Raw genomic sequence first — 20,129 nt, 5'->3', positions numbered from 1 at the left:
CTTCCGCACCCTCGTAGAAAGGCACGCACCGTGGGACAGCCCACCCCTGCCCCGAACACCTCCGACTGGTGGCGCGGCGGCGTCATCTACCAGGTGTACGTCCGCAGCTTCGCCGACGGTGACGGCGACGGCACCGGCGACCTGGCCGGTGTCCGGTCCCGCCTGCCCTATCTCGCCGGACTCGGCGTGGACGCCCTGTGGTTCACCCCCTGGTACCTCTCCCCGATGAAGGACGGCGGCTACGACGTCGCCGACTACCGTGCCGTCGACCCGTCCTTCGGCACCCTCGCGGAGGCGGAGAAGCTGATCGCCGAGGCCCGTGAGCTGGGCATCCGTACGATCGTCGACATCGTGCCCAATCACGTCTCCGACCAGCACCCCTGGTTCCGGGCGGCGCTGGACGGCGGCCCCGAACGGGAACTGTTCCACTTCCGTCCCGGGCGGGGCGAGGGTGGTGAACTGCCGCCCAACAACTGGCAGTCGGAGTTCGGCGGGCCCGCGTGGACCCGGCTTCCCGACGGTGACTGGTACCTGCACCTCTTCGCCCCCGAACAGCCCGACCTCGACTGGGCCCACCCGGCCGTCCGCCAGGAACACGAGGACATCCTGCGGTTCTGGTTCGAACGCGGGGTCGCCGGCGTCCGCGTCGACTCGGCCGCGCTGCTGGTCAAGGACCCCGGCCTGCCCGACTTCACCGAGGGCCGCGACCCGCACCCGTACGTCGACCGCGATGAACTCCACGACGTCTACCGCTCCTGGCGGGCCGTCGCCGACGAGTACGGCGGGGTCTTCGTCGGGGAGGTGTGGCTGCCGGACACCGAGCGCTTCGCCCGCTACCTGCGCCCCGACGAACTCCACACGGCCTTCAACTTCTCCTTCATGACCTGCCCCTGGGACGCGGACCGGCTGCGTGCCTCGATCGACACCACGCTGGCCGAACACGCTCCCATCGGGGCCCCGGCCACCTGGGTGCTGTGCAATCACGACGTCACGCGTACGGTGACCCGGTACGGGCGGGCCGGGGACACCGGGTTCGACTTCGCGTCCAAGGCGTTCGGCACGCCGACCGACCTGGCCCTCGGCACCCGACGGGCGCGGGCCGCCGCCCTGTTGTCGATGGCGCTGCCCGGCGCGGTCTACGTCTACCAGGGCGAGGAACTCGGGCTGCCCGAGGCCGACATCCCGCTCGACCGCATCCAGGACCCCATGCACGCGCGCTCGGGCGGGGTGGACCCGGGGCGGGACGGGTGCCGGGTGCCGTTGCCCTGGGTGGCGGACGCGGCGCACGCCGGGTTCGGCGGCGACCCTTGGCTGCCGCAGCCGGCCGGGTGGGGGGCGTACGCGGCGGACCGGCAGGACGGCGACCCCGGCTCCATGCTCGCGCTGTACCGGGAGGCGATCCGGGTTCGGCCGGTTCTCGGGGACGCGGCGCTGAGCTGGCTGCCCGGACCCGAGGGGGTCCTCGCCTTCAGCCGTGGTGACGTCACCGTCGTGGTGAATCTCTCGGACTCGGCCGTCGACCTTCCCGCGCACACCAGTGTCCTGCTGCGCAGCGCGTCCCTGGCCCCGGACGGGCGGTTGCCCGCGGACGTGGCCGTGTGGCTGCGCTAGAGGTTCGGCCGCGGGCCAGTCGTGGCTGGTCGCGCAGTCTCCCGCGCCCCGACCGGGCGCTTCCCTGACCCCCACTTGAAAGGGAACCGCACATGCGCCTCACCAGATCCGCTCACCTCGGTGTCGCCGTCGCCATCGCCGCCGGCACCCTCGTCGCCCTGGCCCCCGGTGCCGCTCGGGCCGCCGCCGGGGCCACCCTCCCCTTCACCTCCGTCGAAGCCGAGGCCGCCACCTCCACCGGCACGAAGATCGGCCCTGACCACACCCAGGGCACCCTCGCCTCCGAGGCCTCCGGGCGGCAGGCCGTACGCCTGACCGCCGGGCAGCGCGTCGAGTTCACGGTGCCCCGCGCCGCCAACGCCGTGAACGTCGCCTACAGCGTGCCCGACGGCCAGTCCGGCTCGATGAACGTCTACGTCGACGGGCAGAAGCTCACCAAGACCCTCCCCGTCACCTCCCAGTACTCCTACGTCGACACCCCCTGGATCGCCGGCTCCAAGACCCACCACCTCTACGACAACGCCCGTCTGCTGCTCGGCCAGGACGTCCAGGCCGGTGACAAGGTCGCCTTCGAGGCGGTGAACACGCAGGTCACCGTGGACGTGGCCGACTTCGAGCAGGTCGCCGCCGCGGCCACGCAGCCGGCCGGTGCCGTCTCCGTCACCGACCGGGGCGCCGACCCCACCGGCCAGGGCGACTCCACCCAGGCGTTCCGGGACGCCATCGCCGCCGCGCGGGGCGGCACGGTGTGGATACCGCCGGGGGAGTACCGGATCACCTCCTCCCTCAACGGCGTGCAGAACGTCACGATCCAGGGCGCGGGCGCCTGGCACTCCGTCGTGCGCGGCTCCCGCTTCATCGACCAGCAGAGCAGCGCGGGCCGCGTCCACCTCAAGGACTTCGCGGTCATCGGAGAGGTCACCGAACGCGTCGACTCCGCCCCGGACAACTTCGTCAACGGCTCCCTCGGCCCGGACAGCTCCGTCTCCGGCATGTGGCTCCAGCACCTCAAGGTGGGCCTCTGGCTGACCGGCACCAACGACAACCTCGTCGTCGAGAACAACCGCATCCTCGACACCACCGCCGACGGCCTCAACCTCAACGGCAACGCGCGGGGCGTGAAGGTCAGGAACAACTTCCTGCGCAACCAGGGCGACGACGCGCTCGCCATGTGGTCGCTCAACCAGCCCGACGTCGGCAGCAGCTTCACCGGCAACACCATCACCCAGCCCAACCTCGCCAACGGCATCGCGATCTACGGCGGCACCGACATCACCGTCAGCGGCAACCTGATCTCGGACACCAACGCCCTCGGCAGCGGCATCGCGATCTCCAACCAGAAGTTCCTCGACCCCTTCCACCCCCTCTCCGGCACCATCACCGTCGACGGCAACACCCTCGTGCGCACCGGCGCCATGAACCCCAACTGGAACCACCCCATGGGCGCCCTGCGGGTCGACTCCTACGACAGCGCCATCGAGGCCCAGGTGAAGATCACCGACACGACGGTCACCGACAGCCCGTACAGCGCCTTCGAGTTCGTCTCCGGCAGCGGACGCGGCTTCGCCGCCAAGAACACCACCGTCGACGGGGCGACCGTGAACAAGGTCGGTACGGTCGTCGTCCAGGCCGAGACCCCGGGCGCCGTCACCTTCCGTGACGTCACGGCCACCGGCGTCGGCGCCGCGGGCGTCTACAACTGCCCCTACCCGGCCGGCTCGGGCACCTTCACGCTCACCGACGGCGGCGGCAACTCCGGCTGGGACAGCACCTGGGCCGACTGCTCCACCTGGCCCCAGCCCGGCCAGGGCAACCCCGACCCCGACCCGGCCCGCAACCTGGCCGCGCACCGTCCCGCCACCGCCACCGGCTCCCAGGACGTCTACACGCCCGGCAAGGCGGTCGACGGCGACCCGGACACCTACTGGGAGTCGGCGAACAACGCCTTCCCGCAGTCCCTCACCGTCGACCTCGGCTCGAAGCAGCCCGTACGGCGGCTGGTGCTGAAGCTGCCGCCGTCCGCGGCCTGGGGCGCCCGCACTCAGACCCTGTCCGTGCGGGGCAGCACCGACGGGTCCGCGTACACCACGCTGGTGGACGCACAGGGCTACCGGTTCGACCCGGCCACCGGCAACACGGTGACCGTGCCGGTGAGCGGCGACATCCGCTACCTGCGGCTGCACGTCACCGGCAACACCGGCTGGCCGGCGGCCCAGTTCAGCGAGGTGGAGGCGTATCTTTCGTGACCTCCGGCCGACCGGCCGCCGCCCCGCGCTTCGCCGCCTGGATCTGCTCGTACAGATGGGTCCGCAGTTCGGTGAAGCGCGGGGCGGCGCGGGTGCGCACCTGGTCGCGCTCGGCCGGCAGGTCCACCGTGAGCTGCTCGCGGACCACGGTGGGGGAGGCGGACAGGACGACGACCCGTTCGCCGAGGTACACCGCCTCGTCGATGTCATGGGTGACGAACAGGATGGTGATCCCGCGCTCCCGCCACAGCCGCCGCACCAGATCCTCCAGGTCGGCGCGGGTCTGCGCGTCCACCGCCGCGAACGGCTCGTCCATCAGCAGTACCTCGGGCTCGTAGGCCAGCGCCCGCGCGATGGCGACCCGCTGCTGCATCCCGCCGGAGAGCTGCCACGGGTAGGCGCCGGCCGCGTCCGCCAGACCCACCGAGGCCAGCGCGTCCGCGACCAGTTCACGGCGCCGCGCCTTGGCCATGTCCTTCTGCTTCAGGGGGAGTCCGACGTTCTCGCCGACCCGCATCCACGGGAAGAGACTGCGCCCGTACTCCTGGAAGACGAACGCCATCCCGGGCGGCGGCCCGTGCACCGGCCGCCCGGCCAGCGACACCTCGCCGCCCGTCGGCGTGAGCAGCCCGCCCACGCACTTCAGCAGCGTCGTCTTGCCGCATCCGGAGGGCCCGACCAGACACACCAGTTCACCGGCCTCGACGGTGAACGTCAGATCGCGCACCGCCTCGATCCGGCGCCCGGATCCCTCGTACACCTTCCGCAGGCCGCGTACGTCGAGCATGGACCGCCCTTTCGACAGCTGGGCTCAAGGCCGCCGGGAGGCGGCGCGCGAACCGTGGTACCAGCCGAGCACCCGCCGCTCGACCAGTCGGAAGAGGACCGAGAGCACGAAACCCAGCAGACCGAGCAGCAGGATGCCGGTCCACATGTCGGGGATCGCGAACGAACGCTGGAACTGCACGACGGTGAACCCGAGCCCGTTGCTCGCCGCGAACATCTCGCTGATCACCATCAGGATGATGCCGATCGACAGGGCCTGCCGCAGCCCCGCGAAGATCTGCGGACTCGCCGACGGCAGCACGACGGTACGCAGCCGCGCCACCCCCGAGACGCCGTACGAACGGGCCGTCTCCGCCATCACCTGGTCCACCGCGCGGACGCCCTCGACCGTGTTGAGCAGGACGGGCCACACCGAACCGGCGGCGATCACCACGATCTTCATCGTGTCGCCGATCCCCGCGAACAGCATGATCACCGGCACCAGCACCGGCGGCGGCACCGCCCGCAGGAACTCCAGCACCGGCTCGCACACCGCCCGCACCCGCCGGTACGACCCGATCAGCGTGCCCAGCGCCACCCCCGCCACGGCCGCCAGGCCGTACCCCGCCAGCAGCCGCAGCACACTGGGCAGTACGTCCCCGCGCCACCGCTCGCCCGTCCACACGTCCGGGAACGCGGTGACGATGGTCCGCAGCGGCGGCCAGTACACGTCCCGGCTGCCGTCCGACGCCGCCCACCACACGGCGACCAGCACCGCGGGCAGCGCGAGCGTGAACACCAGCCGCAGCAGCACCGCCCTCACACCGCCACCTCCCCGCGTACCGACTGGTGCCAGGCCAGCGCCCGCCGCTCCACCGACCGGGCACCGACGTTGATCAGCAGCCCCAGCAGACCGGCGACGACGATCAGCGCGTACATCTCCGGCACCGCCTGCGAGGTCTGCGCCACCGCGATCCGCGCGCCCAGCCCCGGTGCGCCGATGACCAGTTCGGCGGTGATGGCGAGGATCAGCGCCACGGCCGCCGCCAGCCGCACCCCGGTCATCACGTACGGCAGCGCGGTCGGCCACAGCACGTGCCGCACCCGCGCCCACGCCCCCAGACCGTACGACCGTGCCGTCTCCTCCGCCACCGGGTCGACGTCCTGGACGCCGTACAGGGTCTGGATCAGCACCTGCCAGAAGGAGGCGTAGACGACCAGGAGCAGCACCGAGCGCAGTCCGGTGCCGTAGAGGAGGACGGCGAGCGGGATCAGCGCGACGGACGGGATCGGGCGGAGGAACTCGATCGTGGAGGCGGTCGCCTCGCGCAGGTGCGGCACCACGGACAGCAGGACCCCGACGACGATCCCGGCGCCGACCGCGATCGCCAGGCCCAGCGCCCAGCCGGTGAGGGTGTCGCCGAGCGCGGTCCAGAAGGCGCCGTCGGTGATCTCGGTGACGAACGCGTCCGCGATCCGGCTGGTCGGCGGGAAGTACTCCTCCTTCACCAGGCCGAGCCGCGGCACCGCCTCACCGAGGGCGAGGAAGGCCGCGAGCCCGGCCGCGCCCAGCGCGGTGTCCGTCCCCTTCACGGCAGCAGCGCGTCCAGGTCGGGGGACCGCTCGAACAGGCCGTCCGCGTAACCCAGCTTCGCCAGTGCCTGGATGGAGGCGCGGTTCGGCTCGGCCGGCCACTTCGGCAGGGTGACCTTCGCCAGCACCTCCGCGGGGATCTTGGTGTACGTGGTGACGGCCTCGCGGACCTCGTCGGGGTGGGAATCGGCGTAGGCGAGCGACTCGGCGGTGGCCTCCTGGAACTTCTTCACCACCTCCGGGTTCCGCTGCGCGTACCGCGTGGAGGTGAAGTACATGGCGACGGTCAGGCCGGGGGCGATGTCCACCAGGGAGGAGGCGATCTCCCGGCCGCCCTGGCTCTTGATGGTGGCCAGCGCCGGTTCCACCACCATCGCCGCGTCGATCTGCCCGCCGTCCAGCGCGGCCGGCATCTGGTCGAAGGCCAGCTCGACGAAGTCCACCTTGTCCGGGTCGCCGCCCGCCTTGCTGACCGAGGCGCGTACGGCGGTCTCGTTGATGTTCTTCAGTGTGTTGATGGCGACCTTCTTGCCCTCCAGATCCTTCGCCGACTTGACGGGGCTGTCGCCCTTGACGGTGATCGCGCCGAAGTCCTCGCCCTCCTCACCGGTGGAGGCGATGCCGTTGGCCACGGCCTTCACCGGCACGTCGTGGGACTGGGCGATCAGCAGCGACGTGGTGTTGGAGAAGCCGAACTGGAACTGACCGCTTGTCACACCCGGCACGATCGCGGCGCCGCCCTGCGCGAGGGTCAGGGACAGCTTCAGGCCGTGCTTCTCGTAGAAGCCCTTCTTCTGGCCCAGATAGAGCGGGGCGACGTCGACGATGGGGATGAGGCCCACCTTGACGGAGGTGGTGGAGCCGGAGGAGCCGGAGCCGTCGGACCCCCCGGAGCCGGACGAGCCGCAGGCCGTTGCGACGACCAGGACGGAAACGGCCGTGAGGCCGACGAGCAGACGACGCATGACTCCCCCTGTGAGAGTGTGTGCGCGAACAGCACGAACGTGCTGAGCGGGAACGTAGGGCCCAGGGGAAGTAACGGTCAATGCCCGTGCACTCACCAGGTGTTGACAGAGTTGTTGACAGTGAGTGGGTGCGGATCACAGATCCAGGACGAGCCGCTCTCCCCGGCAGCGGGAGACGCAGATGAGCATCGTCTCCCCGGCCGCCCGCTCCTCCTCGGTGAGCACCGAGTCCCGGTGGTCGGGGACGCCTTCGACCACGTCCGTCTCACAGGTGCCGCAGGTGCCCTTCGTGCACGAGTACAGCACCTCGGCGCCGGCCGCGCGCACCGCGTCGAGGACGGAGACGTCCGGCGGGACGGTGACGGTGCGGCCACTGCGGGCGAGGACGACCTCGAACTCACCGGCGTCCGGCGGGAGGTGCTCCTTGGGGCGGAACCGCTCGGTCCGCAGGACGCGCGGCGGGCACCGCTCCTCCACCGCGTCGAGCAGCGGGCCGGGACCGCAGCAGTAGACGAGGGTGCCGTCCGGTACGCCGTCCAGCACGGAGGCGAGGTCCAGCAGCCCGGTCTCGTCCTCGGGGGCGAGGGTGACCCGGTCGCCGTAGCGGGCCAGCTCCCCGGTGAACGCCATGGAGCGCCGGCTGCGTCCGCCGTACAGCAACGACCAGTCGGCGCCCGCCCGTTCGGCGGCGGCCAGCATCGGCAGGAGGGGGGTGACGCCGATGCCGCCGGCGATGAACCGGTAGCGGGCGGCGGGCTCCAGCCGGAAGCGGTTGCGCGGCCCGCGCACCCGCACCGTGCCGCCCCGGCGCAGGTGCTCGTGCACATACGCCGATCCGCCCCGCCCGGCCTCCTCCCGCAGCACGGCGATCCGCCACGTCTCCCGGTCGGCCGGGTCGCCGCACAGCGAGTACTGCCGCTCCAGCCCCGGGCCGAGGAGGACGTCGATGTGCGCGCCGGGCTCCCAGGCGGGCAGCGGTCCGCCGAGCGGGTGGCGCAGGGTGAGGGCCAGCACGGCGTCGGCCGCCGGCCGCACGTCCGCGACGACGAGTTCGCTCGTGTACAGGGTCATCGGCCGTTTCCTCGGGGATCGTGTCCGTCCGGGTGGGCGAGCATCCACTCCCACATCGCGACCGGGTCCTGGGCGGTGTGCTCGGCGCCGCAGTGGCAGGTGCCGTGCAGGACGTCGGTGCCGGGCAGCCAGTCGACGCGGTACACCTCACCGGTGCTCACGCGTCGCCCTCCTCGGCCAGCCGGGCCAGGATGCGGCGGGCGGCCAGGCCGCCGGTGTCGATGTTGATGCTCAGTTCCTGGTAGCCGGCGCGCTCGGCGCCCAGCGCGCGCTGGAGCACGGTGAGCGCGTCGACGTCCTGCATCACGACGGTGTGGTTGTTCTTCCGCAGGAACTCGGTGACCTCCGCGTCGTCCGTCGCCCAGTCCCGGGAGACCGCCCAGAAGTCGTACACCTCGCCGTCGGCGGACGGGGTGATGGCGTACGTGATCTCGGTGTGGAAGGCGCGCGGATCGCTGCCGTCGGCCTCGGGCCGCACACCCACCGGGGCTACGCGGCTGTGCAGGAGATACAGACAGGGCGCGTGGTACTCGATGTCCTGCCACCGGTCGATCCGGCCGCGGATGCCGGTCGACCTGGCGTAGAACGGCGGGCACTCGGCGTCGTCCATGTGCCGGCTGACCCGGACGATCCCGGCGCCCTCGTCGACCTCCGTGGTGATGGGCGTCTCGGCGACCTCGGGGGTGCCGATGTAACCGCCGTGCAGATACGTCTCGTGGGACAGGTCGAGGAGGTTGTCGACCAGCAGCCCGTAGTCGCAGTGGATCGGCTCCATGCCGCGGACCGTGACCCAGCCGGGGGAGTCCAGGTGCCGGGCGCGCGGCACGGTGTCCGGGTCGGCGAGCGCCGGGTCGCCGATCCACACCCACACCAGCGAGTCGCGTTCGGCCACCGGGTAGGAGGCGACGCGGGCGGTGCGCGGCACCCGTTTCTGCCCCGGCACGTACACACAGGTGCCGGTGGTGTCGTACGTGAACCCGTGGTAGCCGCACACGATCCGGTCGCCGTCGAGCCGGGTCGGGGCCTCGGAGAGCGGATAGCGACGGTGCACACAGCGGTCGTGCAGGGCGACCGCGGTGCCGTCCTCCTCGGTCCGGTACAGGACGAGCGGCTCCCCGAGCACGGTCCGGCCGAGCAGTTCGCGCCCGACCTCGTGGGCGTAGGCGGCGACGTACCACTGGTTCCTGGCGAAGGCGGTGGTGTGAGGCATGGGGCGGCTCCCGTCTCTCTGTCGTGGCGACATGGTCCGAAGCGGGCTCGCACGGGCGCAACAGGGCTTCCGTCCCACGGAAGACGAGCGGGTGCGGTTCCGGTATCCGGGCGCTTCTTGACGAACAGCGGGATGTGCTGCTGAATTGACGGCATGACTGCCCAGCGGCGCTTGGTCTCGCGCGATCACATCGACTTCGGTCGGGTGTGGTCGGCCGCGTGTTGCGCCTGACGCGGCAGTGGGCCCTCTGACCGGCCCTTTTCTCCTTTTGTGACCCCCTCGCGGGTCGGTTCTGCCCGCGCGCGCCGCCGCCGGGCGTCGTCACACCCCGGGCAGCCGGTCGGCCCGTACGCGCTGTCGCGGCGGGTGCCCGGCGCGCTCTGTCGTTCCTGACCCGTTCCCTCACCGCCGTGCCGCCCCGGGCGAGGGCGTTCTCGTCACGGACTTCCAGGAAGGCGCACACTCATGTCCTCAACACCCCCTTCTCCGCTGCACCTCGCCGTCGCGCTGGACGGCACCGGCTGGCATCCCGCCTCCTGGCGGGAGGCGGTGGCCCGGCCCCGGGACCTGTTCACCGCCGCCTACTGGGCCGACCTGGTCGCGGAGGCCGAGCGCGGGCTCCTCGACTTCGTGACCATCGAGGACGGTCTCGGCCTCCAGTCGTCCCGCTCCCTCGGCCCGGACCGCCGCACCGACCAGGTGCGCGGTCGCCTGGACGCCGTCCTCATCGCCTCCCGTGTCGCCCCGCTGACCCGGCACATCGGCCTGGTGCCGACGGTGGTCGCCACCCACACGGAGCCGTTCCACATCTCCAAGGCGATCGCCACCCTCGACTACGTCAGCACCGGACGGGCCGGCCTGCGCGTCCAGATCACCGCCCGTCCGAACGAGGCCGCGCACTTCGGCCGCCGCACGATCCCGCGCGTCGAGTCCTACGACGACCCGGACGCCCAGGAGCTGATCACCGACCTCTTCGACGAGGCCGCCGATCACGTGGAGGTGGTGCGCCGCCTCTGGGACAGCTGGGAGGACGACGCCGAGATCCGGTCCGCCGCCACCGGCCGCTTCATCGACCGCGACAAGCTGCACCACATCGACTTCGAGGGCAGGCACTTCAGCGTCAGGGGCCCCTCCATCACGCCCCGCCCGCCGCAGGGCCAGCCGGTCGTCACCGCCCTCGCGCACGACACCGTCCCGTACCGGCTCGTGGCCCGCGCCGCCGACATCGGCCACGTCACGCCGCACGACGCCGACGAGGCACGCGCGATCGTCGCCCGGATCCGCGCCGAGCAGGACGCGGCCGGGCGGGCCGCCGAGCCGCTGCACGTCTTCGGCGACCTCGTGGTCTTCCTCGACGACGACCCGGCCGCCGCGCGGGCCCGCCGGGAACGGCTCGACGCGCTCGCGGGAGAGCCGTACACCGGCGACGCCCTGGTCTTCACCGGAACGCCGTCCCAACTGGCCGAGCTGCTGCTGGAGTTGCGGAACGCCGGCCTGTCCGGATTCCGGCTGCGCCCCGCCGTCGCCGGGCACGACCTCCCGGCGATCACCCGGGGGCTGGTCCCCGAACTCCAGCGACGCGGCGTCTTCCGCCGCGCCTACGAGGCCGCCACCCTGCGCGGCCTGCTGGGCCTGCCCCGCCCCGCCAACCGTTACGCGGCAGCCTGAGCCGCCGGAAGGAAGACGCCAGCGCCATGACCAAGCCCCTGAAGCAGATCCACCTGGCCGCCCACTTCCCCGGCGTCAACAACACGACCGTGTGGAGCGACCCGAGGGCCGGCAGCCACATCGAGTTCAGCTCCTTCGCGCACTTCGCCCGGACCGCCGAACGCGCCAAGTTCGACTTCCTGTTCCTGGCCGAGGGACTCCGGCTCCGCGAACAGGGCGGGCACATCTACGACCTGGACGTCGTCGGCCGGCCCGACACCTTCACCGTCCTGGCCGCGCTCGCCGCCGTCACGGAGCACCTCGGACTGACCGGCACCATCAACTCCACCTACAACGAGCCGTACGAGGTGGCCCGCCAGTTCGCCAGCCTCGACCACCTCTCCGGCGGGCGGTCCGCCTGGAACGTCGTCACCTCCTGGGACGCCTTCACCGGCGAGAACTTCCGCCGCGGCGGCTTCCTGCCCCAGGAGGAGCGCTACTCCCGCGCCAAGGAGTTCCTGGCCACGGCGCACGAACTCTTCGACTCCTGGCACGGCGACGAGATCCTCGCCGACCAGGCCACCGGCACCTTCCTGCGGGACGCCGACGCGGGCGCCTTCGCCCACACCGGACGGCACTTCGACATCCACGGACGGTTCAACGTCCCGCGTTCCCCGCAGGGCCGCCCGGTGATCTTCCAGGCCGGGGACTCCGAGGAGGGCCGCGAGTTCGCCGCCGCGGAGGCGGACGCCGTCTTCAGCCGGCACGGCACCCTGGAGGCGGGCCGGGCCTTCTACACGGACGTGAAGTCCCGCCTGGCCAGGCACGGCCGCCGCCCCGACCAGCTGCTCATCCTGCCTGCCGCGACCTTCGTCCTCGCCGACACCGACGCGGACGCCGAGGAACTCGCCCACGAGGTGCGCCGGCAGCAGGTCAGCGGGGCCACCGCCATCAAGCACCTGGAGTTCGTCTGGAACCGGGACCTGTCGGCGTACGACCCGGAAGGGCCCCTGCCCGACATCGACCCGGACGTCGGCGGCCGGCACATCTCCCAGGGCCGCGCCCAGGTCCGCATGTACCGGGACCCACTGGCCACCGCCCGTGAGTGGCGCGAACTGGCCGCCGCCCACGGCTGGTCCATCCGCGACCTGGTCATCAACACCGGCAACCGGCAGAACTTCGTCGGCTCCCCGGCCACCGTCGCGCGCACCATCGACGAACTCGTCCAGGCCGACGCGAGCGACGGCTTCATCCTCGTCCCGCACCTCACCCCGGGCGGGCTGGACGAGTTCGCCGACAAGGTGGTCCCGCTGCTCCAGGAGCGGGGCGTGTTCCGCACGGAGTACGAGGGCACGACCCTGCGCGACCACCTGGGCCTGGCGCACCCGGCCGGCCTCCGCGGTGAGCGGGTGGCGTCGTGAAGTTCATCGCCGTCACCCTGATCGCGCACCGCCCGGACCCGGTCACCGGCGTACGGCCTTCGACGCACGAGCGTTTCCGCGAGGTCCTCGGCGACGCCGTGCTCGCCGAGGAACTGGGCTTCGACGGCTTCGGGGTGGGGGAGCGGCACGAACGGCCGTTCATCTCCTCCTCGCCGACCGTGGTCCTGAGCCATGTCGCGGCGCTGACGAAACGCATCCGTCTCTTCACCGCCGTGACGACCCTGAGCCTGCTCGACCCGGTGCGCGCCTACGAGGACTACGCCACCCTCGACCACCTCTCCGAGGGCCGGCTCGACCTGATCATCGGCAAGGGCAACGGCACCGCCCAGCGCGAGCTGTTCCACGTCACACCCGAGGACCAGTGGGAGCGCAACGCCGAGAGCTACGAGGTCTTCCGGCGGATCTGGCGCCAGGACAAGGTCACCGCGCGGACCCGCTTCCGCCCGCCGCTGACGGACGCCGAGGTGTGGCCCCGGCCCTTCCAGCGGCCCGTCCGCGTCTGGCACGGCAGCGCCACCAGCAGGGAGTCGGTCGACCTGGCCGCCCGCCACGGCGACCCGCTGTTCTCCGCCAACGTCACCCACCCCGTCGAGCCCTACGCCGAGTTGGTCCGCCACTACCGCGAGCGCTGGGAGCACTACGGCCACGACCCGGCCGGCATCGCGATCGGCGCCGGCACGGCGGGCGTCCACGTGGCGCCCACCTCCCAGGAGGCGCTGGCCGCCTACCGGCCGGTCTTCGAGGCCGGTCTGGCCTTCTCCAGGCAGGCGGGGCTGCCCGTCGTCTTCGAGACCCTGGAGGACTTCGCCGAACGCAGCTCCGCCCTGATCGGCAGCCCCCAGCAGGTCATCGACAAGGTGCACCGCTACCACGAGCGGCTCGGCCACACCGTGCTCCACCTGCACGCCGACGCCCACGGGCTGCCGGCCGCCCGGCACCGCGCCTCCCTGGAGCTGTTCCAGTCCCAGGTCGCCCCCGTACTGCGGCGCCAGATCCCGGACCCGCCGTTCCCGTGGAAGCCGGTGCTGCCGGTGCCACCGCTCACAGCGGAGCCCGCCCGCCGCTGACTGCCCGACGGCGTCCGCGGCCACGCGCGACCGCCACCCCGCACACGAGTCGACGAAGCGAAAGGTCCCCCATGGCCACCGTCCTGTCCGTTTCCGGCAGTCCCTCCCCCACCTCCCGCACCGCCCGTCTCCTGCGCCACCTCGACGCCCGCCTCACCGCCCAGGGACACGACGTGATCCCGCTCGACGTACGCACGCTCCCCGCCGAGGCCCTGTTGCACGCCGACTTCGCCCACCCGGCGATCACCGAGGCCACGGCCCTGTTCGAACAGGCCGACGGCGTCGTGATCGGCACCCCCGTCTACAAGGCCGCCTACTCCGGTCTGCTGAAGTCACTCCTCGACCTGCTGCCGCAGTACGCGCTGACCGGCAAGACCGTCCTCCCGCTGGCCACCGGCGGCACCACCGCCCACGTCCTGGCCCTCGACTACGCCCTGCGCCCCGTCCTCAACTCCATGGGCCCCGCCCACATCACCCCCGGCTGGTTCACGCTCGACAAGGACATCACGGTCGGCGACGACGGCACGCTCACCGTCGCCCCCGGCTCCGCCGAGGCGCTGGCACAGGTCACGGACCAGTTCTCCGCCGCGCTGGGCGGCCGCACGACGCTCCTGGCGGCCGCCGGATGAGCACGGAGGCCGGTGACGCCGGGGTCCGCGCCGCCGCCGGCCCGGTCCCCTCCGGCACACCCCCCGCTCGCACCCCTGATCGGAGCCCCATGTCCCTCACCTTCCACTGGTTCCTCCCCACCAACGGCGACAGCCGCCACGTCGTCGGCGGCGGCCACGGCACCCCGGTCACGGCCTTCGGCCGCGACCGGCCGCCGACGGTGGCCTATCTGAGCCAGATCGCGCGCGCCGCCGAGGACCTGGGCTTCACCGGGGCGCTCACCCCCACCGGCGCCTGGTGCGAGGACGCCTGGCTGACCACCGCCATGATCAGCCAGCACACCGAGCGGCTGAAGTTCCTCGTCGCCTTCCGGCCGGGCTTCGTCTCGCCCACGCTCGCCGCGCAGATGGCGTCCACCTTCCAGCGCCAGACCGGCGGACGGCTCCTGCTCAACGTCGTCACCGGTGGCGAGAGCCAGGAGCAGCGCGCCTACGGCGACTTCCTCGACAAGGACGACCGGTACCGGCGTACCGGCGAGTTCCTGCACGTCGTACGTGGACTGTGGGAGGGCGGGAGCGTCGACCTGGACGGCGCGCACCTGCGGGTCGCGGACGCGCGGCTGGCCCGGGTGCCCGACCCGGTGCCCGAGGTGTACTTCGGCGGCTCCTCGCCCGTGGCGGGGGAGGTCGCCGCCCGTTACGCCGACACGTACCTCACCTGGGGCGAACCGCCGGCCGCCGTCGCCGGGAAGATCGCCTGGATCCGGTCGCTGGCGGCGAAGGAGGGCCGCGCCCTCCGCTTCGGCATCCGGCTGCACGTCATCACCCGGGACACTTCCGAGCAGGCCTGGGCGGAGGCGCACCGGCTCCTCGACGGCTTCGACCCCGACACCGTGGCGTCCGTGCAGGCCGGGCTCGCCCGCAGCGAGTCCGAGGGACAGCGGCGCATGCTCGCCCTGCACGGCGGCGGACGCCGCGACGGACTGGAGATCCACCCCAACCTCTGGGCCGGCATCGGACTGGTGCGCGGGGGAGCGGGCACGGCCCTGGTCGGCAGTCACGACGAGGTCGCCGAGCGGATCGAGGAGTACGCCGCCCTGGGCATCGAGGAGTTCGTCCTGTCGGGGTATCCGCACCTGGAGGAGGCGTACTGGTTCGGCGAGGGCGTCCTGCCGAGACTCCGGGCGCGGGGCCGGTGGCAGCACCCGCTCGGCCGGCGGCCGGCTTCCGCCCCGCGGGTCTCCTTCTGACCGGCCCCGGTCGGACGGCCCTCTTGACGGAGCCCGGGGGTGGCCCGACACTCCACTAGAGGAATCCTAGTGAATTGGTAGGGAATCATGGGCCGTGCTGCGCTGGACCTCGGTGGCGACGCCGTCCGGGTCGCCGCCCGGCGACTGCCCCTGCTGACGTCCCGCCGCCACATCGATCTCGTGCGGGTGTGCGGCGCGGCGAGTTCCCCGCGCGAGGGCGGTCCGGCCGCCCCGCGCGCCTGACCCCACCGCCGCGAGCGCCTCTCCCGGCCGCGCCGGAGCCGCCGCGTGCCGTCGCCCCCGTATGCCGGCAGTGCCTGTGCCCGCACTCCGTTCGCCCGCCGTCCGTTCGCCCGTATGTCTGTGACCGAGCACTCCCAGGGAGACGCATGTCCGCCACATCCCCGACCGCCGTGCCGTCCTTCCGGAGCAGGATCGGCTGTGACGCGCGAAGCGGCTACTACGCCGCGCCCCGCCGCTACCGGCTCCACCTGTCGCTGTCCTGTCCGCACGGCTTGCAGATCGCCGTCACGCACAGCCTGCTCGGCCTCGACGACGTCCTCCCGCTGACGCTGCTGCCCGCCGTGCCCGACGCCCCCGGCGGCGGACACCGGGCGCTGCGCCCGCTGTACGAGGCCAGTTCGCACCAGCACCCCGGTCCGGCCCTGGCTCCGGTCCTCAGCGACAACTGGACCGGGCGGATCGTCAGCACCCACACCCCCGACATCCTGCGGGACATGGCCCGGCGGTTCGGCGGGCATGGCCCCGATCTCCTCCCGCGCGGTGCCGAGGAGGCGGTCGAGGACCTGGGCCGGCTCTGCGAGCAGGGCATCAGCGCCACGGCCCAGCGCGCCGGGCAGTACGGCGGCGACCCGGCGGCACGCGACACCGCGCTGGCCGCCCTGCTGCGCGCGCTGGACGTGCTGGAGCGGCGGCTCGCCTCCCGGGAGTACGTGCTGGGCGACGAACTCACCCTCGCCGACGTGCGGTTGTGGGTGACGCTGGTGCAACTCGACACCGTGCACCGGCACCACCTGGACGCCGCCGCGGTGCACCGGATCACCGGCCATCCCCGTCTGTGGGCGTACGCGCGACGACTGGCGGCGCACCCCGCCTTCGGCTCTCACCTGGACCTCGACGGCATCGCCCGCAGGCACCACGCCCACTGCCGGGGCGCCGAGGCCGCCGGCGCGGCGGTACGCATCGTGGACTGGACCGCGGGCCGGTGAGGACGCCGTCGCGGCCGTCGCCGGCGGTGCTCAGGTCCCCGGGCGCGGCGCGATCTCCTCGATCAGGCCCTCGACCAGGACCCTGATCTCGTCGCGGATCGGGCGCACCGCCTCGACGCCCTGGCCGGCCGGGTCGTCGAGCCGCCAGTCCAGGTACCGCTTGCCGGGGAAGACCGGGCAGGTGTCGCCGCAGCCCATGGTGACGCAGACGTCGGACTCCCTGACCGCGTCCACGGTGAGGATCTTCGGCACCTCGGCGGAGATGTCGACGCCGACCTCGCGCATCGCCTCGACGGCGGCCGGGTTGACGGCGGCGCCCGGGGCGGAGCCGGCGGAACGGACCTCGACGCGGTCCCCGGCCAGGTGGATCAGCCACGCGGCGGCCATCTGGGAGCGGCCGGCGTTGTGGACACAGACGAACAGCACGGAGGGCTTGCCGGGCATCAGGAGGTCTCTCTTGTCTCGCGACGGCGTCAGGCGAAAATGACGTCAGCACCCGATGGTGTCAGCCGTCACTGATGTGACAGTATCAGCGCATGATGACGTCAGTCGACACTGACCTGATCCGGGTGCTGGCGGACCCGCTCAGGCTGCGGATCGTGACCCTGCTCGCCGAAGAGACGCTGTGCACCACCCACCTCGTGGAGGAGACCGGTGCCCGGCAGACCAACCTCTCCAACCACCTGAGAGTCCTGCGCGAGGCCGGTGTCGTCGAGACGGAGCCGTGCGGCCGGTACACGTACTACAAGCTCAAGCCGGACGTCATCGCCTCGCTCGCCGGCCGGTTCGCCGACCTGGCCGAGTCCGCCCGCGACGCCGCCCGGAACAAGAGGGCCTGTCCGTGACCCGCACCGAAACCCCCGCGCCGGCCGCCGAGGAGCCGTCCGTCGTCGCCAAGCTGTCGACCCTCGACCGCTTCCTCGCCGTCTGGATCCTCATCGCCATGGCCGTCGGCCTCGGCCTGGGCCGACTGATCCCCGGCATCGACGACGCCCTCGCCCACCTGGAGGTCGGCGGCGTCTCCCTGCCGATCGCGCTCGGCCTGCTGATCATGATGTACCCGGTCCTGGCCAAGGTCCGCTACGACAAGCTCGACGCCGTGACCGGCGACCGGAGGCTGATGGTCTCCTCCCTGGTCGTCAACTGGATCGTCGGCCCGGCCGTGATGTTCGCGCTGGCCTGGATCTTCCTGCCGGACCTGCCCGAGTACCGCACCGGCCTGATCATCGTGGGGCTCGCCCGCTGCATCGCCATGGTCGTCATCTGGAACGACCTCGCCTGCGGCGACCGTGAGGCGGCGGCCGTGCTCGTGGCGCTGAACTCGGTCTTCCAGGTCGTCGCGTTCGGCCTGCTCGGCTGGTTCTACCTCGACCTGCTGCCCCGGTGGCTCGGCCTCGGCGACGGACAGGGCCTGGACGTCCCCGTCTGGGAGATCGCGCTCAACGTCGTGGTGTTCCTCGGCATCCCGCTCCTCGCCGGCTTCCTCACCCGCCGGCTCGGCGAGAGGAAGCTGGGCCGGGAGCGCTACGAGCAGAAGTTCCTCCCGGAGATCGGCCCCTGGGCGCTGTACGGCCTGCTCTTCACGATCGTCGTCCTGTTCGCCCTCCAGGGGCGGACCATCACCTCCCAGCCCCTCGACGTCGTCCGCATCGCGCTGCCGCTGCTGGTGTACTTCGCCGTGATGTGGGCGGGCACCTTCCTGCTCGGCAAGGCGATCGGCCTCGCCTACGACCGCACCGCCACCCTCGCCTTCACCGCGGCCGGCAACAACTTCGAGCTGGCCATCGCCGTCGCCATCGCCACCTTCGGCGTCACCTCCGGCCAGGCCCTGTCCGGCGTCGTGGGCCCGCTGATCGAGGTGCCGGTCCTGATCGGACTCGTCCACGTGTCCCTGGCCTGGCGCAAGAGGTTCACCCCGGCCGCACGCTGATCAGTGCGGCCGGGGCCCGGCGGGGGAGACGGAGAGCAGCGGAGCGGCGGGCGCGCAGCAGCCGTCCGTGCCGGTGCCGGTGGTGCCGGTGGTGGCGGTCCCAGGGGTGCCGGCGGAGTCGAAGAGGCCCGAGCCGCCGCACACGCCGGTCTCCGGCAGGACGAGCTCCACCCGGTCGGCGGCGTCGGTGTCGCCCGCCAGGGCCGCCGCCACGGAGCGGACCTGCTCGTAGCCGGTCATGGCCAGGAACGTGGGGGCGCGGCCGTAACTCTTCATGCCGACGAGATGGAGACCGGAGTCCGGGTGGGAGAGCTCCCGGTGGCCGTGCGGGTGGACGGTGCCGCACGAGTGCTGGTTGGGGTCGATCAGCGGTGCGAGCGCCACGGGGGCCTGCAGGCGGTCGTCCAGGCGCAGGCGCACCTCGGAGAGGAACGACAGATCGGGGCGGAACCCGGTCAGGACGACGACCTCGTCCACCGGGTCGAGTCGCCGGCCGTCCTCGGCGGCGAGGACCACTCGGCCGTCGGCGCCGCGTTCGAAGGCTTCGGTCCGGAAACCGGTGACCGCCTCGGCGTGGCCGTCCTCGACGGCGGCCTTGGCCGCGAGGCCCAGTGCTCCGCGCGCGGGCAGCTGGTCCGCCGCTCCGCCGCCGAAGGTGGAGCCCGAGATGCCGCGTCGCAGCACCCACACCGCCTTCGTCCCCCTGCCGTCCTGGGCGCGGGCCAGCTCGGCGAGTGCGGCCAGCGCGGTGAACGCGGAGGCACCGGAGCCGATGACGGCGGTGCGCTTGCCGGCGTAGCGGGCCCGCGCGGCGGGGTCCGAGAAGTCGGGGACGCGGTAGGTGACGCGGTCGGCCGCCGCGCGCTCGCCCAGGGCGGGCAGGCCGCTGCCACCGGCGGGGGAGGGCAGCCTCCAGGTGCCGGAGGCGTCGATCACGGCAGTGGCCAGGAGCCTCTCCTCCCGGCCATCGGTGTGCTCGACGTGCACGACGAACGGCTGCGCGTCGCGGTCGGCGTCCACGACGCGGTCGCGGCCGGCCTTCGAGACGCCGGTGACCCGGGCGCCGTAGCGCACCCGGTCCTGGAGCGCGTCGGCGAGCGGCCGCAGGTAGTGCTCGGCCCAGTCGCCGCCGGTCGGGCAGCCGGCGGCGTCGGGCCTGCTCCAGCCCGTCGTGGCGAGGATCTTCTCGGCGGCCGGGTCGACGACCTCGGCCCAGCTGGAGAACAGGCGGACATGTGCCCATTCGCGCACGGCGGCGCCGGCGGTCCGGCCCGCTTCGAGCACGAGGGGGGTCAGGCCGCGCTCGGTCAGGTGGGCCGCGGCGGCCAGGCCGACGGGGCCGGCGCCGATGACGATCACGGGGGGAACAGGGGCGGTGGACATGATGGCGACGACTCCTCGGCTGCCGTTTCGATGTCTGTCGATGTCACTCAGCATGGCTCTGGAATCGATGAGCGTCAACATAGAAGTTCATCGAATTCATGGACGGTCGGGC

The 20,129-nt window shown here is 72.5% G+C and carries 20 protein-coding genes; 11 read left to right on the top strand and 9 right to left on the bottom strand.

Annotated features, from left to right (window positions below; translation table 11 throughout):
• The first annotated feature begins 30 nt into the window (after positions 1-30).
• Positions 31-1,611, top strand: coding sequence for a glycoside hydrolase family 13 protein (locus ACZ3IG_RS09570; protein ID WP_467430451.1), 1,581 nt, complete (start codon positions 31-33; stop codon positions 1,609-1,611).
• 92 nt (positions 1,612-1,703) lie between these two features.
• Positions 1,704-3,857, top strand: a complete 2,154-nt coding sequence (locus ACZ3IG_RS09565) for a discoidin domain-containing protein (protein ID WP_467430450.1) — start codon at positions 1,704-1,706, stop codon at positions 3,855-3,857.
• Here the strand turns inward: ACZ3IG_RS09565 and ACZ3IG_RS09560 are convergent.
• The 7 genes from ACZ3IG_RS09560 to ACZ3IG_RS09530 form a co-directional block, all read right to left on the bottom strand.
• Positions 3,829-4,644: an ABC transporter ATP-binding protein gene (locus tag ACZ3IG_RS09560; protein ID WP_467430449.1), complete on the bottom strand. Its 816-nt coding sequence runs from the start codon at positions 4,642-4,644 to the stop codon at positions 3,829-3,831. The two genes, ACZ3IG_RS09565 and ACZ3IG_RS09560, sit on opposite strands and share 29 nt — an antisense overlap.
• Positions 4,645-4,668: 24 nt before the next feature.
• Positions 4,669-5,445, bottom strand: coding sequence for an ABC transporter permease (locus ACZ3IG_RS09555; RefSeq protein ID WP_467430448.1), 777 nt, complete (start codon positions 5,443-5,445; stop codon positions 4,669-4,671).
• Positions 5,442-6,215 (bottom strand): ABC transporter permease, encoded by a 774-nt coding sequence (locus tag ACZ3IG_RS09550; RefSeq protein ID WP_467430446.1) that lies wholly within the window; start codon positions 6,213-6,215, stop codon positions 5,442-5,444. Before ACZ3IG_RS09550 ends, ACZ3IG_RS09555 begins: the two co-directional genes overlap by 4 nt.
• The gene (locus ACZ3IG_RS09545; protein WP_467430445.1) at positions 6,212-7,180 is read right to left on the bottom strand and encodes an ABC transporter substrate-binding protein; all 969 of its coding nucleotides are present in this window, start codon (positions 7,178-7,180) and stop codon (positions 6,212-6,214) included. The genes ACZ3IG_RS09550 and ACZ3IG_RS09545 overlap by 4 nt, the downstream gene beginning before the upstream one ends.
• Positions 7,181-7,315: 135 nt before the next feature.
• A complete protein-coding gene (locus tag ACZ3IG_RS09540) occupies positions 7,316-8,251 on the bottom strand; it encodes a PDR/VanB family oxidoreductase (protein WP_467430444.1) in 936 nt (311 codons plus the stop codon).
• Positions 8,248-8,412, bottom strand: a complete 165-nt coding sequence (locus ACZ3IG_RS09535; RefSeq protein WP_467430442.1) for a hypothetical protein — start codon at positions 8,410-8,412, stop codon at positions 8,248-8,250. Before ACZ3IG_RS09535 ends, ACZ3IG_RS09540 begins: the two co-directional genes overlap by 4 nt.
• Complete coding sequence (locus ACZ3IG_RS09530; protein ID WP_467430441.1) at positions 8,409-9,461, bottom strand: aromatic ring-hydroxylating dioxygenase subunit alpha; 1,053 nt, start codon at positions 9,459-9,461, stop codon at positions 8,409-8,411. Before ACZ3IG_RS09530 ends, ACZ3IG_RS09535 begins: the two co-directional genes overlap by 4 nt.
• A 465-nt stretch (positions 9,462-9,926) precedes the next feature.
• Between ACZ3IG_RS09530 and ACZ3IG_RS09525 the strand changes: the two genes are divergently transcribed.
• The 7 genes from ACZ3IG_RS09525 to ACZ3IG_RS09495 all read left to right on the top strand — a co-directional run bounded on the left by ACZ3IG_RS09525 (position 9,927) and on the right by ACZ3IG_RS09495 (position 16,704).
• Positions 9,927-11,129: an LLM class flavin-dependent oxidoreductase gene (locus ACZ3IG_RS09525; protein ID WP_467430440.1), complete on the top strand. Its 1,203-nt coding sequence runs from the start codon at positions 9,927-9,929 to the stop codon at positions 11,127-11,129.
• A 26-nt stretch (positions 11,130-11,155) separates the two neighbouring features.
• The gene (locus ACZ3IG_RS09520; RefSeq protein WP_467430437.1) at positions 11,156-12,529 is read left to right on the top strand and encodes an NtaA/DmoA family FMN-dependent monooxygenase; all 1,374 of its coding nucleotides are present in this window, start codon (positions 11,156-11,158) and stop codon (positions 12,527-12,529) included.
• Complete coding sequence (locus tag ACZ3IG_RS09515) at positions 12,526-13,617, top strand: LLM class flavin-dependent oxidoreductase (RefSeq protein ID WP_467430436.1); 1,092 nt, start codon at positions 12,526-12,528, stop codon at positions 13,615-13,617. The genes ACZ3IG_RS09520 and ACZ3IG_RS09515 overlap by 4 nt, the downstream gene beginning before the upstream one ends.
• Before the next feature lie 71 nt (positions 13,618-13,688).
• Positions 13,689-14,246 carry an NADPH-dependent FMN reductase gene (ssuE, locus tag ACZ3IG_RS09510; RefSeq protein WP_467430435.1) on the top strand — a complete coding sequence of 186 codons (558 nt, stop codon included), beginning with the start codon at positions 13,689-13,691 and terminating at the stop codon, positions 14,244-14,246.
• 89 nt (positions 14,247-14,335) lie between these two features.
• Positions 14,336-15,475, top strand: coding sequence for an LLM class flavin-dependent oxidoreductase (locus ACZ3IG_RS09505; RefSeq protein WP_467430433.1), 1,140 nt, complete (start codon positions 14,336-14,338; stop codon positions 15,473-15,475).
• Between the two features lie 87 nt (positions 15,476-15,562).
• Complete coding sequence (locus tag ACZ3IG_RS09500) at positions 15,563-15,718, top strand: putative leader peptide (RefSeq protein WP_467430432.1); 156 nt, start codon at positions 15,563-15,565, stop codon at positions 15,716-15,718.
• A 146-nt stretch (positions 15,719-15,864) separates the two neighbouring features.
• On the top strand, positions 15,865-16,704 hold the full coding sequence (locus ACZ3IG_RS09495) for a glutathione S-transferase C-terminal domain-containing protein (RefSeq protein WP_467430430.1): 840 nt from the start codon (positions 15,865-15,867) through the stop codon (positions 16,702-16,704).
• A gap of 30 nt (positions 16,705-16,734) precedes the next feature.
• Here ACZ3IG_RS09495 and ACZ3IG_RS09490 read toward each other — a convergent pair whose 3' ends face one another.
• Positions 16,735-17,148: an arsenate reductase ArsC gene (locus ACZ3IG_RS09490; RefSeq protein WP_467430428.1), complete on the bottom strand. Its 414-nt coding sequence runs from the start codon at positions 17,146-17,148 to the stop codon at positions 16,735-16,737.
• A 92-nt stretch (positions 17,149-17,240) separates the two neighbouring features.
• Here ACZ3IG_RS09490 and ACZ3IG_RS09485 point away from each other — a divergent pair, with 92 nt between their 5' ends.
• Both ACZ3IG_RS09485 and arsB read left to right on the top strand, forming a co-directional pair.
• The gene (locus ACZ3IG_RS09485; RefSeq protein ID WP_467430426.1) at positions 17,241-17,549 is read left to right on the top strand and encodes an ArsR/SmtB family transcription factor; all 309 of its coding nucleotides are present in this window, start codon (positions 17,241-17,243) and stop codon (positions 17,547-17,549) included.
• A complete protein-coding gene (gene arsB / locus ACZ3IG_RS09480; RefSeq protein WP_467430425.1) occupies positions 17,546-18,634 on the top strand; it encodes an ACR3 family arsenite efflux transporter in 1,089 nt (362 codons plus the stop codon). The genes ACZ3IG_RS09485 and arsB overlap by 4 nt, the downstream gene beginning before the upstream one ends.
• Here arsB and ACZ3IG_RS09475 read toward each other — a convergent pair whose 3' ends face one another.
• Complete coding sequence (locus tag ACZ3IG_RS09475) at positions 18,635-20,017, bottom strand: FAD-dependent oxidoreductase (RefSeq protein WP_467430424.1); 1,383 nt, start codon at positions 20,015-20,017, stop codon at positions 18,635-18,637.
• Positions 20,018-20,129 lie beyond the last annotated feature (112 nt).

It is taken from the genome of Streptomyces sp. NPDC016677, assembly GCF_055562815.1.
Note: the sequence above shows the minus strand (reverse complement) of the source record. Positions and strands in the feature narration are given on the sequence as shown.

Coding starts and splice junctions, on each gene's coding strand:
- ACZ3IG_RS09530 (WP_467430441.1), bottom strand. CDS start 9,461: ATGCCTCACACCACCGCCTTCGCCAGGAACCAGTGGTACGTCGCCGCC.
- ACZ3IG_RS09540 (WP_467430444.1), bottom strand. CDS start 8,251: ATGACCCTGTACACGAGCGAACTCGTCGTCGCGGACGTGCGGCCGGCG.
- ACZ3IG_RS09495 (WP_467430430.1), top strand. CDS start 15,865: ATGTCCGCCACATCCCCGACCGCCGTGCCGTCCTTCCGGAGCAGGATC.
- ACZ3IG_RS09560 (WP_467430449.1), bottom strand. CDS start 4,644: ATGCTCGACGTACGCGGCCTGCGGAAGGTGTACGAGGGATCCGGGCGC.
- ACZ3IG_RS09525 (WP_467430440.1), top strand. CDS start 9,927: ATGTCCTCAACACCCCCTTCTCCGCTGCACCTCGCCGTCGCGCTGGAC.
- ACZ3IG_RS09545 (WP_467430445.1), bottom strand. CDS start 7,180: ATGCGTCGTCTGCTCGTCGGCCTCACGGCCGTTTCCGTCCTGGTCGTC.
- ACZ3IG_RS09490 (WP_467430428.1), bottom strand. CDS start 17,148: ATGCCCGGCAAGCCCTCCGTGCTGTTCGTCTGTGTCCACAACGCCGGC.
- ACZ3IG_RS09565 (WP_467430450.1), top strand. CDS start 1,704: ATGCGCCTCACCAGATCCGCTCACCTCGGTGTCGCCGTCGCCATCGCC.
- ACZ3IG_RS09485 (WP_467430426.1), top strand. CDS start 17,241: ATGATGACGTCAGTCGACACTGACCTGATCCGGGTGCTGGCGGACCCG.
- ACZ3IG_RS09500 (WP_467430432.1), top strand. CDS start 15,563: ATGGGCCGTGCTGCGCTGGACCTCGGTGGCGACGCCGTCCGGGTCGCC.
- ACZ3IG_RS09505 (WP_467430433.1), top strand. CDS start 14,336: ATGTCCCTCACCTTCCACTGGTTCCTCCCCACCAACGGCGACAGCCGC.
- ssuE (WP_467430435.1), top strand. CDS start 13,689: ATGGCCACCGTCCTGTCCGTTTCCGGCAGTCCCTCCCCCACCTCCCGC.
- ACZ3IG_RS09520 (WP_467430437.1), top strand. CDS start 11,156: ATGACCAAGCCCCTGAAGCAGATCCACCTGGCCGCCCACTTCCCCGGC.
- ACZ3IG_RS09475 (WP_467430424.1), bottom strand. CDS start 20,017: ATGTCCACCGCCCCTGTTCCCCCCGTGATCGTCATCGGCGCCGGCCCC.